This is a genomic window from Cedecea colo, from assembly GCF_011808225.1.
Taxonomy (GTDB): Bacteria; Pseudomonadota; Gammaproteobacteria; order Enterobacterales; family Enterobacteriaceae; genus Dryocola; species Dryocola colo.
Genome location: NZ_SOYS01000002.1, coordinates 511,254 through 527,671 on the forward strand (window position 1 = coordinate 511,254; position 16,418 = coordinate 527,671).

Genomic DNA, 16,418 nt, shown 5'->3' on the forward strand with positions numbered 1-16,418 from the left:
GTGGCGTACTCCAGATACAGCTAATACAGAATTCGCCGCATCGACAGATTTTGTTGTTCCAGGGGCAGTACATTTTCCCCCAACAGTGGGAGCCACCGGCTTTTATCTGCCAGCCCTGATGTTCTGCATAGCTCAACGCGGCCTCAATATCCTTATTCGGATGTACTCGACGCATCATAAATTCTCCTGGTTACTATCCCACATCGGTTGTCACATGACAACAAAAAGTGCGGATAATTTATCCGGTATTAAGAGGCTGCGACAGGGTTTGTTTTAGCGAGGGTGTGATTTTGGGAAAGTGCCCGAAGTAAACTTCGGGCGTTGCAATTGTGCCGGGGAAAAATACGACCTAAGCCGCAAGACAGGATAAATCGAGGTAATGGCCGAGTGCGGTTTTTTCATCAAGCTCCGGTAGCCAGGGAATTTCGCCAAGCATGGGCGCTGGCAGCACTTTTCTGAGCGTTGCAATATATTCAGCATGCCGTTTGCCCGTTGGCTGCACGTCGTTTGCAATCCACCCCGCCAGCGGAAGCCCCGCGCTTTTTATCGCATGGGCCGTTAACATCGCATGGTTAATGCAGCCCAGCCTGACGCCCACGACCAGAATAACCGGCAGTTTTTCCGCTACCGCCCAGTCGGCAAAAGTGGTGGATTCCGACAGCGGCGTAAACCATCCTCCCGCGCCTTCCACCTGCACCCAATTCCCGCGCTGCGACAGCGCCTCCAGTCCCGCAGAGAGCGTTGAAAATTCGATGGGACGGCCTTCTTCTGCGCTGATGATATGCGGAGATGTCGGCTCCAGAAAGGCCAGCGGATTAACCTGTTCATAGCTCAGTGGCACGCTACTGTTACGCTGTAGCGCAAGCGCGTCACCGTTACGGATGCCGGCTGGCGTCATTTCGCTTCCCGAGGCCACAGGCTTGTAACCCACGGTCAGAAAACCGGCCTGCCTTGCCGCCTGCAATAAGGCGCAACTGGCAACGGTTTTCCCCACTTCGGTATCGGTTCCGGTAACAAACCATTTTTTAATCACGTTCAATCACTCCACAAACAAGTTGCCAGGTGAGCGGAAATTCTCCGTCACGTTGCGGCCAGGCAAGGCTAAGGCGTTGCAGCTGCTGGCGCGTCATCAGCGAATTTTTGCGCCCGTCGTGCAGATGCGTAGCACCGACGCCTTTAAGCGTGCGCATGGCGCTTAAAACATCCGGGAAACGTTGAGACACCTGCCCGGCATAAAGCGATACACGCCAGCCTTCACAGGCGGCTTCAACTTCATCAAAGGATAAGAATTCATTGGCATGCGCCCTTGTATCCACGGCCTGCCAGGCAGCATGCAGTTCCGGAAGCGATCCGGCGGCTATCGTGGTAAACGCAATGCATCCTCCCGGACGAGTCACGCGGTAAAGCTCACTTAACCCTTTGCGCAAATCGCTGCACCACTGCACGGCCAGATTGCTCCAGGCCAGATCCACTTGTTCATTTGTCAGCGGCAGCGCCTCAATATCGCCTTCAAGGTAGCCGTTTGCTGCCCGCTGCTCACGGGCGTGGCTCAGCATTTTTGCCGAAAGATCGAGTGCCGTGACGTGGCTGCCCTGCGCTTTCCAGTACTGGCTAAACCAGCCCGTGCCGCAGCCAGCGTCCAGCACCTGCCTGAACTCGCGCCCGCTGAGGCGGCTTATCATTTGGTTTCCGCTGATTCGCTGGAGGTCGGCAAAGTTGTCGTAGGTCGCCGCCGCGCGTCCAAAAGCCTGCGCCACCGCCGGTTTATTAACGGGTTTCGTCATCAAGGGCCTCCAGCAGCGCTTCGATATCTTCGCGGGTATGTTCGGCGGTAAGCGTCACGCGCAAACGTGCGCTGCCCGTCGGAACAGTAGGAGGACGAATGGCCGTGAGCCAGAACCCGCGCTCGCGCAAACGAGCGGCAAGGCTGAGCGTGCGCGCATTTTCACCAACGATCAGCGGTTGGATAGCAGTTTGTGAGTTGATTAATCCGAGCGGGAGCTGCGCCGCTCCATGCCGAAAAACAGCAATATTGTCGCGCAGGCGTGAGCGTTTTTCATCGCCCTTGCGAATCACCTCTAAAGCTGCGGACAGCGCGCAGGCCTGGGCAGGCGGCATCGCCGTGCTGTAAATCAGGTGGCGGGCAAACTGCAGCAAATAATCGGCCACATCGTTACTGCACAATACCGCCGCACCGCTCACACCAAAAGCTTTGCCGAAGGTGATGATCAGCAAATCCGGCTTAACCTGCTGCCGGTGACAGCTTCCGCGTCCTGCTTCGCCCAGCACGCCGATACCGTGCGCGTCGTCGACCATCAGCCAGCCGCCTGAGCGACGCGTAGCAGCAGCGATCGCGCCAAGCGGAGCCTCATCGCCATCCATGCTGAACACGCCTTCGGTGATGACTAGTTGCTGGCCTTCGCATGCGGAGTTCAGCAAATTCTCAAGCGCCTGAACATCGTTATGCGCGAAACGCCGCAGTTGCGCAGGGCTTAACATTGCCGCTTCAAGCAAGGAGGCATGGCTGAGTTTGTCCGCCAGTATGCGATCCTGCTTTTGCGCCAGAGCCGCGATCGTCGCCTGGTTGGCGGCAAATCCGGAGATAAACAAAAGCGCGCGCGAATAGCCCAGCCACTGTGAAAGCTCGCTTTCAAGCCGATGATGGGCGGTGCTGTAGCCTGTGACATGTCCCGAGCCACCGCTGCCGACGCCATAGCGTTCCGCGCCCTGCTGCCAGGCGCGCACGATCTCCGGATGCTGGCTTAGCCCCAGATAATCGTTACTGGAAAAATTCAGATGCCGCTTTGCGTGGGTAACCAGGTAGCGCCCGCTTCCGGATTCGTTGACCTCCCGGCTGCGAAAGCTATCGCTGGCGTGCCTTGCCGCAAGCCGCTGCTCAATGCGCTTCTGCCAGGTCATACCGCCGCCGCGTTGTAATACTTATCCGTATCCGCCGTAAGGAGCTGTGATGCAAGCTGTTGCTGCTGCTCGTTATCCCCCGCGTCGGTGGTAGTTTGCTGCGGATTCAGACCCAGCTTGCGGAACAGCTGCAAATCCTTATCTTCCTTGGGATTTGGCGTGGTAAGAAGTTTGCAGCCGTAGAAAATGGAGTTCGCACCGGCCATAAAGCACATCGCCTGAGTCTGCTCGCTCATCTGCTCGCGGCCCGCGGAGAGACGCACGAACGAGGTCGGCATCATGATACGCGCCACGGCGATAGTGCGGATAAAATCAAACGCATCCACGTCGTCGTTATCCGCAAGCGGCGTACCTTTCACCTTCACCAGCATGTTGATCGGCACGCTTTCTGGCGGCGTTGGCAGGTTAGCCAGCTGGAGCAGTAATCCCGCGCGGTCTTTAACGGTTTCACCCAATCCAACAATGCCGCCGGAGCAAACCTTGATGCCCGCATCGCGCACTTTATCAAGCGTATCCAGACGTTCCTGGTAGGTACGCGTGGTGATGATGTTGCCGTAAAATTCCGGGGAGGTGTCGAGGTTATGGTTGTAGTAATCCAGCCCGGCAGATGCCAGGCGCTGCGCCTGCGCATCGGTTAACGTGCCGAGCGTCATGCAGGTTTCCAGCCCCATTTCCCGCACGCCCTGCACCATTTGTTCAAGGTAAGGCATATCGCGATCGTTAGGGTTTTTCCAGGCCGCGCCCATGCAAAAACGCGTTGAGCCAGCGTTGCGCGCCTTGCGGGCAGAATCCAGCACCTGCTCGACTTCCATCAGGCGCTCGGATTCCAGCCCCGTTTTATAGCGCGCGCTTTGCGGGCAGTATTTGCAGTCTTCCGGGCAGGCGCCCGTTTTAATCGACAGCAGCGTGCTGACCTGTACGTGACGAGGATCGAAATGCTGACGGTGTACCTGCTGCGCTTCAAACAGCAGTTCGAGAAAAGGTTTTTCAAATAAAGCAGCGACCTGCGACATTGACCAGCGGGCGTGGTGAGCCATGGGGCGTCTCCAAAAGGGGTGTTGTTAGCCATTGATTGGCGTTATACTTGTAAACCTAAATGTTTTTAAAATGGTTTACAAGTCACCTTATGACGCCTGCTGATTTAACATTCGATCGACGCCATATCTGGCATCCCTACACATCCATGACCCAACCGCTGCCGGTTTATCCGGTCATTTCAGCAGCAGGCTGCGAGCTAAACCTTGCTGATGGCAGACCGCTGGTTGACGGTATGTCTTCGTGGTGGGCAGCCATTCACGGTTACAACCACCCGCGCCTGAACGAGGCGATGAAAAGCCAGATGGACCAGATGTCGCACGTGATGTTTGGCGGTATCACCCATCCCGCCGCGGTGGCGCTTTGCCGCAGGCTGATTGCGATGACGCCTGCGCAGCTCGAGTGCGTTTTCCTGGCCGATTCGGGTTCCGTCGCGGTAGAAGTCGCGATGAAAATGGCGCTGCAGTACTGGCATGCGAAGGGCGAACCGCGCCAGCGCTTTCTGACTTTCCGCCACGGCTATCACGGCGACACGTTCGGCGCGATGTCCGTATGCGATCCTGATAATTCCATGCACAGTCTCTGGCAGGGTTACCTCCCGGAACATCTGTTCGCCCCTGCTCCGCAATGCGGTTTTGACGACGAATGGGATGAAATGGATATCGTGCCGTTTGCGCGCCTGATGGCCGCCCATCGTCAGGAAATTGCTGCCGTGATTCTGGAACCCATCGTGCAGGGCGCGGGCGGGATGCGTTTTTATCATCCGGAATGGCTGAAGCGCATCCGCCGCATGTGCGATCGCGAAGGGATTTTACTTATCGCCGACGAAATCGCTACCGGCTTTGGCCGCACCGGCAAACTGTTTGCCTGTGAACACGCGGGCATTGCGCCCGATATCATGTGCCTGGGTAAAGCGCTGACCGGAGGAACCATGACCCTTTCCGCCACGCTTGCCACCCGCCACGTAGCCGAAACCATCAGTGATGGCGAAGCAGGCTGCTTTATGCATGGACCGACGTTTATGGGCAATCCGCTGGCCTGTGCGGTAGCCTGTGAAAGTCTCGCCCTGCTGGAAGAAGGCGACTGGCAGCAGCAGGTTAACGCTATCGAACGGCAGTTGCTGGCCGGGCTTGGTTCTCTGAAGAGCTGTGAGCAGGTGGCGGACGTGCGCGTGCTTGGCGCGATTGGCGTCGTGGAAACGCATCATCCGGTAGATATGGCTGCGCTTCAGGCCTTCTTCGTGGAGCAAGGCGTTTGGGTGCGTCCCTTTGGGCGTCTGATTTACCTGATGCCGCCGTACATTATCGGCCGTGACCAGCTGGCAAAACTTATCGCCGCGGTGACAAAAGCCGTCGCCAACCCGGCCTTCTTCAGGAGCTGACCGCCAGCAGCCTGTGCAAGGATGCACTACACTTCGAAGATCTTTTCATGCGCCCAACAGGGAGAAGCAAATGAAAATCCTCATGGTACTCACCTCGCACAATCAGCTCGGTAATACGGGCAAACCTACCGGCTTCTGGCTTGAAGAGTTTGCCGCACCTTATTACGTCTTCCATGACGCAGGGCTTGAGGTGACGCTCGCCTCCCCCAAAGGCGGGCAACCGCCGTTAGATCCCAAAAGTGACGAGCCGGATGCGCAGACTGACGCCACCCGTCGTTTTCGCAGCGATGCGGACGCGCAAAAGCTTCTCGCCAACACCCACAGGCTGGATGCCGTAAACGCTGAAGATTTTGATGCCGTGTTCTATCCAGGCGGCCACGGCCCGCTGTGGGATCTGGCTCAGGATCCCCATTCGATTAAACTGATTGCAACGTTCTGGGCGTCGGGTAAACCCGTTGGCGCGGTCTGCCACGCGCCGGGCGTGCTGCGCCAGGTGAAAACGCCGGATGGCGTTCCGCTGGTAAAAGGCAAACGCGTCACAGGATTTACCAATAGCGAAGAAGAAGGCGTTGGCTTAACGACCATCGTGCCGTTCCTGGTAGAAGATGAGCTGAAAAAAGCAGGCGGCCTGTTCGAGCGCACCGACGACTGGGGCGAATATGCCGTTGGCGACGGGCATCTGGTCACCGGGCAAAATCCCGCCTCTTCCACCATCGCCGCTGAAGAACTGCTGAAACTACTCGATCTCTAATCACAAGGAGCGGCTATGAAACTGATTAGCAATGATATTAAAGAGGGTGAAAAGCTGCCGTCCCGCCATGTCTTTAACGGCATGGGCTACGAGGGCGACAATATTTCCCCGCAGCTTGCGTGGGATGACGTACCCGCAGGAACGAAGAGCTTTGTAGTGACCTGCTACGATCCGGATGCGCCAACCGGGTCGGGCTGGTGGCACTGGGTGGTAGCGAACCTGCCCGCCGATACTCGCGTCTTACCGCAGGGGTCCGGCTCTGATTTAGTAGAATTGCCTGAACCCGCCGTGCAGACGCGCACAGACTTCGGCAAAGCTGGCTACGGCGGCGCGGCGCCGCCAAAAGGCGAAACGCATCGCTATATTTTTACCGTGCACGCGCTGGACGTGGAAAAACTGAATGTTGATGAGCACGCATCCGGGGCCGTGGTCGGCTTTAATGTCCATTTTCACTCGTTAGGAAGCGCCTCTATTACCGCAATGTTCAGTTAATCCCACCTTTTATGAAGCCGATTGTGCAAATCGGCTTCCCGTTTCGCTCAACTTAGTATAAAAAAGCTGGTATAAAGATGTTAAATCTATTTACAATCAGTAATTTAGATGAGAAATAGAACAATAAACACACTACAAAACACGACTAAATACCATATATCCAGTCACTAACAATCAGTTACTTACATATCATTAGTGACCTCAAGCAGAGCATTAGCGCAAGGCGGCATTCGTCATCTTGCGCTAATTTTTTGCCCCATCCATGCCCCATCACATTTTCTTCGAGAAGCGCCCCAGAACTGAGCAGCCATTGTTTACATGCTGCTCACCCACTATTACCATCTGCTTGTCATAAGTTTTCAGGTGCGCACCTTCTTTTTGACATGCTCACTTCACAACAAGCAGATCGGAATAGCGCGTCGTAACGCAGCGATCAGGTTTGTGGGCTAACTTCAGCCAGCAGGAAACTTTTTATAAAGTGTGCACATAGCGACATCATAAATTAATGCCACCTGCTTCCTGGACGTGCCGTTAGCGATAAGTCGTCCTGCCTGCGCCCACCACTCAGTAGTTAGCTTTGTCCGCCGTCCGCCGACGCGGTTGTATGGAAATAGCCCACGTTTGTGGGCCGTTTTCTACCTAACTCTTTGAGAATGCTGCCCCAACTGAGGCTGTAAAGTTTCCGGCAGAGTTATTCATCAGGCAAGTCTTTCCTCCTGTTGGTCCGCTTATCGTCTGCGTCTGCGCTGTGCCAGTGGTTGGGTAGACGGTGATGGTATCACCTCCCTTAAGTATCCTTATCTTTCCTGACAGGTCAGCTGTCACCGCCCCAACTGAGGCAAGCTCTCCGTTGCTCATTGTGTAAAAGGACAAAGACCCTGTCGCAGATCTACCCACTCCACACGCTGATTTTTGTTTCTGCTTATAGTTAAACAAAACAACCAGGCCGACTGGCATGGACTCTAGATCCACTACAACAGACTGAGACGCTTTGCTGCCCTTTATCATGTCCGGCGCTTCGTCATCAGCAGTTGCAAGCCGGTAGCCGAGTGTTAAGTCGTTAACTGCTGGGTCGCTTCCTGTAACGCCTCGGATCTGACCAGAGTTCAAGGCAATAAAATTGAAGCCTGTGTAAACAGGCTGTAGGGATTCGCGAAACAGGATGCCGGGTGGGTACACACGGGATGGCAAGCCACCGTAGGTAACTGAAATGATATTCAGCCCTTTTTTCAGGGTGCCTATATTAGTGGTTTGCTTACCTGAGAATGATGTCATTCCATTACTGGACACTGGTCCCGACAGATATGCAGCATTCCTGATGTCATTGAGTATTACGGAAAATTGATTTGTGCGATCTGACGTTGTGTAAGTGGGATTAAATGGCTCGAATAATGTCACTGAAACATCACTCTTGTCACTCCAAACAAAGTACCGGCATGTGACGTTCTCAGATGCCGGATTAATCATCCCCCACCCTCCAAGCGCATCAAGATAATCCCCCCCACTTAGATTGGAAATGGACGGGTAATATCTTGCACCAGATGGATAACCTAAACCTATAAAAGAAAGTTGTGTTGTTGGGATGAGATTTTTATTTTTTGTGGCTAAGTAAACCCTCTCTTTAAAAATCTCTTTGGCCGCATACGCACCTATATATGCGTGTCCAATTGTCGAGGGATGACTCTGGTCAAATACTGTTCCGCCAGCCCGCTTGGCTACATCGGAGATGGAATATGCTCCGATATCTGCGTAAACGTCTGTTGTGGCTATCGACAGGTCAAGAAATTCGACTTTTGGAAATAATCGCTCGATACGTTTCTTGATTGCCGATTCCAGAAACGCCTTTGGTGCATCGTTATTGTTCATTGTAACGAAGCAAACCGGGCTTCCGTATCCCCAAGACTTTCTGATTAGCTTCTCAAATTCATGAAGATAACTTTCGAAGCCGATTGTTGGCAAAACTCCATTATCGTTAAACCCGAGGCTAACGAACAGAACATTAGGAGCAGACTTCCCATAAGCAGCATTCTGAAAGAATCCATAGTCAAAGTTGGCATATCCCCACCCGGTAGCCAATGCCTTACCTGAAGATGCGCAGTTATAAGCTTTAAAAATGCTAGTCGTGCTATCAGACAACATATTGAGGCAATCAGTGAAGATCCTGAACCAGGAATACTGCCCGCCATTCAGATTATGGTTATAGTTAGTGGAGTTAAGATTACCGTTTGAATCAGTAGGGTTCGCTGTCCAGCCCGAACTATACGAGCCATCTGTTATGGAGTCACCAATAATACCCACATGACAATCAGCAATCGTTGATGGATAGCCCTGCTTATTCGCAAACTGAGCGAGAGTGCCAAGAGCTGTAAAAGCTGTCCCGTTGGTTGCAAGCCCTACATCATAAACATGTTCGCCGCCCCAAGGGTCACGAGTCAGGATCTTACCTTCACCAAGGAATTTTGTTACATCATCGTCAGGTAAAAAGTTGCATCGCAACTGCACGCCATTAGGAACATAAATCTGTCCGGAATACGCGTAAAGAGCTGTTCGATTATCGGTCGTATCATTAATGACGACCCCAGGAACATATTTTACAGCCAATGCATCACTGCGATATTTGCCATTACTTAGCTCTGTCCTTAATGCTGCGTCCCCAACACCGACCCACTTCCCTTCACCCATACCGCCAGTGCTATCAGGAGTTGATCCTGGGGGAACGACTTTGGGAGTTGAGAGGTCTCCATCCCATCTGTAGTATTCCCCGTTACTCTCCCAGCGCAAGCACTCGTTAGCAATGCTAATGGTGCTGCCATCTTCAAAAGAATCCTTCGTGATATAGCCATAATTCAGAATTGCCTGATTCGCATCATAATTTATGCCATCAATTGTACGATGTTTATCGCCGAATCTGTCAACATAAACATGGTTTTCTGAAGTCACAAACTCGTCAATCTTGCCTGCATTAAATTTTAAATCGCGAGGTGACTCGGATGGAACTGGTAACTGTGTAGGTGTGGTCGCCATAATTTTTCCATAAAAAAACCCGGCTCGGTGGCCGGGTTCGGAGTTGGATGAATGTTTAGTTAGGGGTAAGTCAGGTCGCTGTACTCAGATAAATTGAGCGATGTCGTGCCGCCTGCATTGGGGGGTTTCTTCTCAGTTATAAGCCACTGAGTGGCATCAAGTTCTTCAGATGTGGCAATCACGTAACGCGAGGGTGACTGCACATCAAATCCGTCATAAATGTTCAGTTCAATATCGGGAATGGCAGCTATAAAGCCGAAATCGGTATCAGCGCGCTGCGTAGCTGCATAGCGTGAAGTTGTATTGCCCAGAGCATCGGTGACAACGACAAACATTGAGCCCGAAAAGTTAATACGTTCGCTGGTTTCGAAGTTGTTTCCGTTACGAGAAACGATATATCCGGCTTGTTGGTTGGTGTCATATGTATCCGGAACCTGCACCATGTCACCAACATTTACCCATTCCCCATCCGCCAGCGCCGTGAGCGACATGCTCATGCGTGAATATAGCAGGCGACGACATTCCTTTTGTGCGCGATAATCTGCCTGAAATGAATCACGGATATACATCATTTCGAACTTTTTCGCCTTGGTGGGCTGGCCGAGTTCAATCTGATTATTTCGGATTCGATAGCGAATGAACGCCTGTTTGTTCGTCGTTGGGTTCCGGTACTGCACCTCAACGCCGTCATAGCCGCCAGGCAGCGTCATATCGTAGCTAAGCGAATATCCCGTCTCGACTGTGTTGGAGCGGTTAAAAACGGTAACAGGCTTATCGCGCTTCGAGTCGAGAGTGAAAGACAGCACGCCGTCATCAGAATAAACGCTGACGCCAGCAGCATCGCAAATAGTCTCTATACGCTGGCCTAGCGACACATCCTCATCATCAAATGTGTAGTCGAAATACGCCAGTCGTTCATCGCGAGCATCAAGCTCAGACTGTATCTGATAAAGTCCAAAGATGTCGATTGTGGATTCATCCTGGCCTCCCGTAACGAGCCAGTTAAACAGAGCGACATCTGAAAATTTTCGCGATGGCCTGATTGTATAATCTACTTTTTGCGCTGACGGGTCATAGCTAATGACGTGACGTGTAATCAGGGCGTTATACTTTCTCTCTTTCACCGATGAAGAGTTTTCTGTCTCCTTCGTGGTAACACGTACAATAGTGTCGTCCGGATAAGTTACATTCTTCCTGATTGTGACTATATGTGCATAATCCAGCTTTAAGACATTGTAATCTTCATAGTTGTCAGTACGGTAAATCTGAAAAGCATATCTACCCTTTCCGTAAGGAGGGGCGAGCTTAAGTGTAAGGTATCGGTAATCTGACCCTTTTGTCGCATTTGAAATAGCCCCGGAAAATTGAGTTGTTGTGCCAGCAATAGCATTATTTTGCTCATCCACCTGCCAGTAAGAGCCACTAAAAGAGGCAGTTACTCTTCCAGATTGTTCGGCATGAAAATGCAACCATAACTGCTCGCCCTCCAGCGGGGAGAAAAATGGGCCCTGGACAAGCGGCTCATTATCATTCAGCACAAACTTTGTTGTATTGATAACTGTGTTTGCAGGCAGCCCTTGCGCATCTTCGCCGGAAAGATTTGAAAAGTAAAAAGTGTAGTAATGCGTTGGATTAGTTACGGAGCCATCATCGGAAGTTTGTGCGTCTGACAAGTTTGCAGTGATGTTCACGTCAGTTGTCACGGTGCCTGATGGCGTGCCATACGACACATTAACAACAAACGTCACACCGTGCGGACGCGGCAGGTCATAGAAGTAATCAAACGATTGCTGCTGTACGATTTTGACAGCCATCTGCCCGCCTGATAAATCAGCAGATACAACTGTGTTGGCTGTAGCACTATAAGCGGGGTTATCTTCTGTCTGATTTGGTCCGGGTAAGTCCTGTCCGTCTACATCATCAAACTGAAATCCCTGGTTAATCACTGCGATGTTGCTGCCGGGATTGTAAACCGTATAGCTCGCCTCAGGTAACGCGCCAATTGACGATTCTGAATATCGGACGTTCTCTACGTTGTATCGACCAAGTCCGAAATTCATCCATTCCGTGACGAGTTTATTGTTGTTTACGTACTCAAAAATGGATTCCTGTATCAGGTCGGGGTAGGCGCGAATTTGACCAAAATTATCAGGACGGGCCTCTCCATTTCGCGCAATGTTAGTCTGCCCTTTCAGGCTGTTATTAGATGATGTTTTTGTTTGCCCGGTATCGATACCTGGCTGCTTAATCAGCGAGTTCATCACTTTCTGGGTGAACTTGATCGGGTTGAAATGCTCAAGAGGGTTAAGCAGCGTTCCAACTAATCCGCCGCCCTTCGGCTGGTCGAATATGATTACCCTGTCGTCGTCTTTCAGCTCAAACGACAGCTCATCATCATTCTGCAACTCCCTGCCGTTTACATTTATTCTTACTTCAGCGTGAAGAGATTCTTCAGCAAGCCATTCGCTGAATATCGTCCCCACTGGAACATGAGCGCGGTCTTTCGGCAGGCCGGGAACACGCTGAATCTCGATGAGCGGCATAAGAGTAAAATTCCACTTTTGTATAAAGTTTCTGAATAGTGCGGATGTGGTCTGCGCGTACATGTCCGTTTTCGCCGCGGCTGTGCAGCGCTTTACCATCGATAACCAGGCCAACGTGCACAGGATTATTACCGTAATAGGCAACAAACATATCGCCGTCGCTGAATGCTTCTGCTTTGCGCCAGTAAACAATCTCGTTGAAAAAACATGTCACGAAATCATTGTCGGCTTCGTAACCAGGGACATTATGTAGCTCGATTCCGGGTACATGCCGGTAATACAAAACAATAAGCCCCCAACAGTCCACGCCATCAAATGAACACGCACGGTTGCACCAGGGTAAGCCTGTCACCCTTTCGATAAATTCAGATTTAAGCATTTTGCAGTCCGGGGAATTCATCGACTGTATAAAGTTGGCCGACATTGTTGTTGAGTGGATTCTTTAGCGTGAGCGAAACCGTGACGTCATTCTGATCCATGCTCACATCGCTCACATACAGAGTCCAGGGCTTAAGTGGTGTGTTCATGTCGTTAGCATCAAATCGCTGGTATGTGCATGAAATCGGAGTAATGCGGGCATATCCTCTCCACTTTTTAAGCTGCTGCTTAAAATCCTGCGCCAGTCGGCCAAACTTGACTGAACAATCTATTACCGGCGTGCTGCTCTGCTGGCTGTCGCTGATTTCCATTCTGCACGGCGTGTATATCTCGCCAGCAAACGTCTTGGGGAATATTTGCTTATCAACCAGCCTGATAGTACCGAAAGACTCATTGTAGAAGGTCAGCGTGTCATAGATGATGCGGTTTGGGCGCTTACTTTTGAACTCTCTGAAAGTCGGCATTATCGAGTCCTCGGCAAAGATTCCGGGTCGCGATTGTCTGGATACCCGGTCACGACAATATCCAGCCAGCTTCCCCACGGCGGTGGCAGCTCAACAAGGATGTCGTCGTAATCATCATCGGAATTATTCAGCTTCCTCGTAACAACATTACCGGTCCAGGTGAATACAGAACCGCTCTGACTCCAGGCCGGATAAGCAGTGAAATGGAATTCCTGCATTTCCAGGCCAGTATCCCCGGTTCCGGTTGAGAGCATCATCGTGAACCACTGGTTGCCGTTATCCAGATAATTAGGACTACGTAACCACTGATAGAATGCCCGGTGCTGAGCCTGCGTAAAAATCCAGGTCAGGTTAAAAGAGGTTTTGAGGTCGTCGGTCAGTTTCTGGAAAATCGGCGCACCAACCTGGGGCTGGTCAGTGCGGAAACCGGTATCGTTAGTGGGAGATTTATTGCTCTTCTGCGCCAGCGGGAGCCAGTCTGGATAATCAATTGCCATTATTCCCTCGCTCTTGCTGATGCGGTTGTGTTGCGGGTGATGGCTTGCCGGATAGGCCCACCCCGGTCAAGGTCGGCAACAATCACGTCAACGGTAATTCCATTGCCGGTATTGTTTGCCTGAGCGTCAACCGTCGCTCCGGTGTAGTTCTGAATGTTGATAACCACGCCTCCTCCGCTGCCTGCTCCCTGCACATCCTTGTTGCTGATGACAGAGCCATTATCTCCGGGGATCATGTACTGGCTGCCATTGCTGGCCTGGTAAATCTCCGGCATGCCACCTTCGCCGACCTGGTACATGCTGCCCGCTGATACCGGGCCGCCGTTTTTACGCTTTCCGGCTATACCGCCAGCCATCGCCATTGCAGCGATTACAGCACCAATACCAATGGCAGCAGCGCCACCGAACGAACCGATAGATGCAACAATAGCCGCAGGAGTCCAGGCGGCAGTTGTTACCGCCGCAGAGGAGACGCTGGCCGCCGTAGTCGTAGCTGTTCCCGCAACTGCTGCTGATGTTGTTGCTGCTGTTGCTGAAATTTGCGCCGCGCTCCCGGCAACTGCTGACTTGACCCATTCAACGCCCATTTGCACAAAGGAGTTTATGAGGCTGTTAATAGCGTTATTTGCAAGAGACGACATGGCCTCTTCGGCGCTCATGCTGCCAGTTACGATCCCGGTCAAGGCGTTGGATGCGTTTCCGGCGAGAGAGTCAAATGTAGCCGCTAGCGCCTCATTGCCTGCGTTCTGGTCGCGGAATAATTGCCACATGGCAGCAGTTCGCTGCTGCTCATATTCCGTGTTAGCCGCATTTCTAAGTGCTAAACCCTGCTGCTCCGTGATGGTTTTGTTGGCTTCGAATTGCTGAATGAGCGCCAGCTTCTGCGCGTTCTCATTTGCAAGCTGCTGTACCGGGTCAACAGTGCCTGCTGCTTGCTGTTGTGGTGTTACAGCCTGGTCGGCACGTATCTTAGCCAGCGTAGCCTGATGCGTTTGTTCAAGGCGCTCAGAGGTGGAGTTGTATTGCTCCTGGCTGATTTTCTTGGCAGATAATGCAGTGTTGAGGTCGTCGACGTCCTGCTTATAGCCTGCGTTCTCTTTCGCTTCCGGGAGTAACTTCTCAGCAGCCGCCTGTGCCCGGATGGCGTTAGCTGTATCCCATTTTTTTGCAGCGTACTGGCCTGCCAGCGCAATCTGCTCTTGAGTTGCGCCTTTGCCGAGGGATTGCTGAGCGGTAAGAATTGACTGTTCGCGGCTTAATTCTTTGGTTGAACCTGCGGCCAACTCTGATTGCTGTTTCAGGTTGGCAAGCTTCTGAGCAATAGATTCTGCCTGTGATGCGCCTTTCTTATTCTGAGACAGGAGATCTTTCTGCGCCTGCGTATTTTTGTACGTGGCTGCAGCGTCAGATTCCATCTGCTTCGCGTGCGGATCATCCTTCGCAAACCCGGCATCCTCAGCAGCATACTGAGCCTGAAGTTTAGCCCTGGCCTCTCCCTGCAGTTTTGACAGGGCAAGATTCCGCTCTGACTGCTTGATCAGGTTCTTCTGTCCGGCAGTGAGGTTATCCGTCTCTTGCTTAAGAGCTGCCACATTCCCTTTTGCAATTACTGCTTCGCGGGAAAGGCTAACAAGAGTGCCAATGAAAGCGGTCAATGCTGTCTGGCCTTTTTCTGTTGAACTCTGGGTATTCTGAAGTTCAGTTGCGAGGCGCTGCAATGCTTCTGGAGTTGGATTCTTGGCAATATCAGAAAGTTGTTTCGCAAAGTTGAACGCCTTCTGCTCTGATATAGCAAACTTATCCGCCACCGCGCCCACGGTGTTACCAATACTCAGCGTGGTAGCGTTAAATTCCTGACCCGCACCAAATGCCTGCTTCATGGCCTTAGAGTAATCATCTGTCGTTATATTCAGAGAGGCGAGGCGCTTGTTAAACCCATCGACAGACGCATAACCGCCAGAAAATGCTGAAAGAGCTTTATCACCAAACGACAGGATTGAGCTTGAAGCATCACTAATAGCTTTCGGTATTTTATTAATCGCTTCGTTGTACTCAAGGAGCGCCTGATTGCGCATGAGAGTAGCTACTTCTGCATTGGTCCTGGCAAGCAAAGCATACTTATCTGACAGCGCGGCCACGCCGTTCTGAGAGACGGTAATAACCTTATCCATCGCCTCAGCCGCATCTTTCAATGCATCCATGGCGTTTTTACCACCATTCAAGGATGTAATAAGAGTGCCAGCCACGACAGTGCTCAGGGCAATAACGGCACCAATCACTGCCCCACCCGGCCCGAATGCCCCGGCTAGCTGAGAGCCCTGCTGAGAGAAAGCGACGAGCGCCGATTGACCACCTTGCACCTGAACAATGAAATCCTGAACCTGATAACCAGCCTGCTGCATACTTGACTTCCAGCCCTTATTACCCCCTATTGAGGTGGTTGTAGCCTTCTGCATATCAAAGAGGCGGCCAGTCAGTTCACCAATCTTCTGCTTTTCTTCGTCCGATGCTTTAGAGCCAGCACGCAATTGCGCTGCCAGAACCGCAGCGCTTCTTGCACCATTCTCCTGAGCTTCATCCAGCACGGCGATCTGATTGCCAAGCATTTCAATAATTGATTCTGCACGACTAAATTCATTGCTTGCACTACCTGTGCCGCTTCGTGCCTCTGCCATAGCTCTCGTTATACCGCTGACATTGGTATTCAACTTTTTGAGTTGGTTATCCATGGAATTTGCATAACCTGCCAGCTCAGTAAATGCACTACCCGTAGCTGATGTGCTTTTATCCAATCCATCAAGTTCTTTACCGGTATTATTTGATGAGCTATCAATCTGGCTAAGTGCGTTCTGAACATCCTTGGCGCCGTCGAGAAGTTGAGCGGTATCCAGAGAGATGGTGATATCAATTCCACCTAAATTTTCCGACATTTAC

The 16,418-nt window shown here is 51.9% G+C and carries 13 protein-coding genes and 1 pseudogene; 3 read left to right on the forward strand and 11 right to left on the reverse strand.

The genetic code is table 11. The annotated features are described in order from the left end of the window. Nucleotides 1-349: 349 nt before the first annotated feature. The 4 genes from bioD to bioB are packed head-to-tail and all read right to left on the reverse strand — an operon-like array spanning nucleotide 350 to nucleotide 3,956. Complete coding sequence (gene bioD / locus E2L00_RS06775; RefSeq protein WP_338031900.1) at nucleotides 350-1,033, reverse strand: dethiobiotin synthase; 684 nt, start codon at nucleotides 1,031-1,033, stop codon at nucleotides 350-352. After that, a complete protein-coding gene (gene bioC, locus E2L00_RS06780) occupies nucleotides 1,026-1,784 on the reverse strand; it encodes a malonyl-ACP O-methyltransferase BioC (RefSeq protein ID WP_167608796.1) in 759 nt (252 codons plus the stop codon). The genes bioD and bioC overlap by 8 nt, the downstream gene beginning before the upstream one ends. Further along, nucleotides 1,768-2,919 (reverse strand): 8-amino-7-oxononanoate synthase, encoded by a 1,152-nt coding sequence (bioF, locus tag E2L00_RS06785; RefSeq protein ID WP_167608799.1) that lies wholly within the window; start codon nucleotides 2,917-2,919, stop codon nucleotides 1,768-1,770. Before bioF ends, bioC begins: the two co-directional genes overlap by 17 nt. After that, nucleotides 2,916-3,956: a biotin synthase BioB gene (gene bioB / locus E2L00_RS06790; RefSeq protein WP_167608802.1), complete on the reverse strand. Its 1,041-nt coding sequence runs from the start codon at nucleotides 3,954-3,956 to the stop codon at nucleotides 2,916-2,918. The genes bioF and bioB overlap by 4 nt, the downstream gene beginning before the upstream one ends. 89 nt (nucleotides 3,957-4,045) lie before the next feature. Between bioB and bioA the strand changes: the two genes are divergently transcribed. The 3 genes from bioA (at nucleotide 4,046) to E2L00_RS06805 (ending at nucleotide 6,578) form a co-directional block, all read left to right on the forward strand. Next, nucleotides 4,046-5,335, forward strand: a complete 1,290-nt coding sequence (bioA, locus tag E2L00_RS06795) for an adenosylmethionine--8-amino-7-oxononanoate transaminase (RefSeq protein WP_167608804.1) — start codon at nucleotides 4,046-4,048, stop codon at nucleotides 5,333-5,335. A gap of 70 nt (nucleotides 5,336-5,405) precedes the next feature. After that, entirely contained in the window at nucleotides 5,406-6,086 is a 681-nt protein-coding gene (locus E2L00_RS06800) for a type 1 glutamine amidotransferase domain-containing protein (RefSeq protein WP_167608807.1), read from the forward strand. Nucleotides 6,087-6,101: 15 nt separating this feature from the next. Next, nucleotides 6,102-6,578 (forward strand): kinase inhibitor, encoded by a 477-nt coding sequence (locus tag E2L00_RS06805; RefSeq protein WP_167608810.1) that lies wholly within the window; start codon nucleotides 6,102-6,104, stop codon nucleotides 6,576-6,578. A 452-nt stretch (nucleotides 6,579-7,030) separates the two neighbouring features. On the opposite strand, the pseudogene E2L00_RS06810 reads toward E2L00_RS06805, so the two are convergent. The 7 genes and pseudogenes from E2L00_RS06810 to E2L00_RS06840 form a co-directional block, all read right to left on the reverse strand. Continuing rightward, nucleotides 7,031-7,177, reverse strand: a pseudogene (locus E2L00_RS06810) (helix-turn-helix domain-containing protein); the annotation flags it as partial. 40 nt (nucleotides 7,178-7,217) lie between these two features. After that, the gene (locus E2L00_RS21570) at nucleotides 7,218-9,602 is read right to left on the reverse strand and encodes a tail fiber/spike domain-containing protein (protein WP_236127687.1); all 2,385 of its coding nucleotides are present in this window, start codon (nucleotides 9,600-9,602) and stop codon (nucleotides 7,218-7,220) included. Nucleotides 9,603-9,661: 59 nt separating this feature from the next. Further along, the gene (locus tag E2L00_RS06820; protein WP_167608812.1) at nucleotides 9,662-12,145 is read right to left on the reverse strand and encodes a host specificity factor TipJ family phage tail protein; all 2,484 of its coding nucleotides are present in this window, start codon (nucleotides 12,143-12,145) and stop codon (nucleotides 9,662-9,664) included. Then, nucleotides 12,054-12,524 (reverse strand): NlpC/P60 family protein, encoded by a 471-nt coding sequence (locus tag E2L00_RS06825; protein ID WP_167608815.1) that lies wholly within the window; start codon nucleotides 12,522-12,524, stop codon nucleotides 12,054-12,056. Before E2L00_RS06825 ends, E2L00_RS06820 begins: the two co-directional genes overlap by 92 nt. Continuing rightward, nucleotides 12,517-12,987: a DUF1833 family protein gene (locus E2L00_RS06830; RefSeq protein WP_167608818.1), complete on the reverse strand. Its 471-nt coding sequence runs from the start codon at nucleotides 12,985-12,987 to the stop codon at nucleotides 12,517-12,519. Before E2L00_RS06830 ends, E2L00_RS06825 begins: the two co-directional genes overlap by 8 nt. Further along, nucleotides 12,987-13,484, reverse strand: coding sequence for a hypothetical protein (locus E2L00_RS06835; protein ID WP_201279320.1), 498 nt, complete (start codon nucleotides 13,482-13,484; stop codon nucleotides 12,987-12,989). Before E2L00_RS06835 ends, E2L00_RS06830 begins: the two co-directional genes overlap by 1 nt. After that, a complete protein-coding gene (locus E2L00_RS06840; protein WP_167608821.1) occupies nucleotides 13,484-16,414 on the reverse strand; it encodes a phage tail tape measure protein in 2,931 nt (976 codons plus the stop codon). The genes E2L00_RS06835 and E2L00_RS06840 overlap by 1 nt, the downstream gene beginning before the upstream one ends. Between the last annotated feature and the right edge of the window lie 4 nt (nucleotides 16,415-16,418).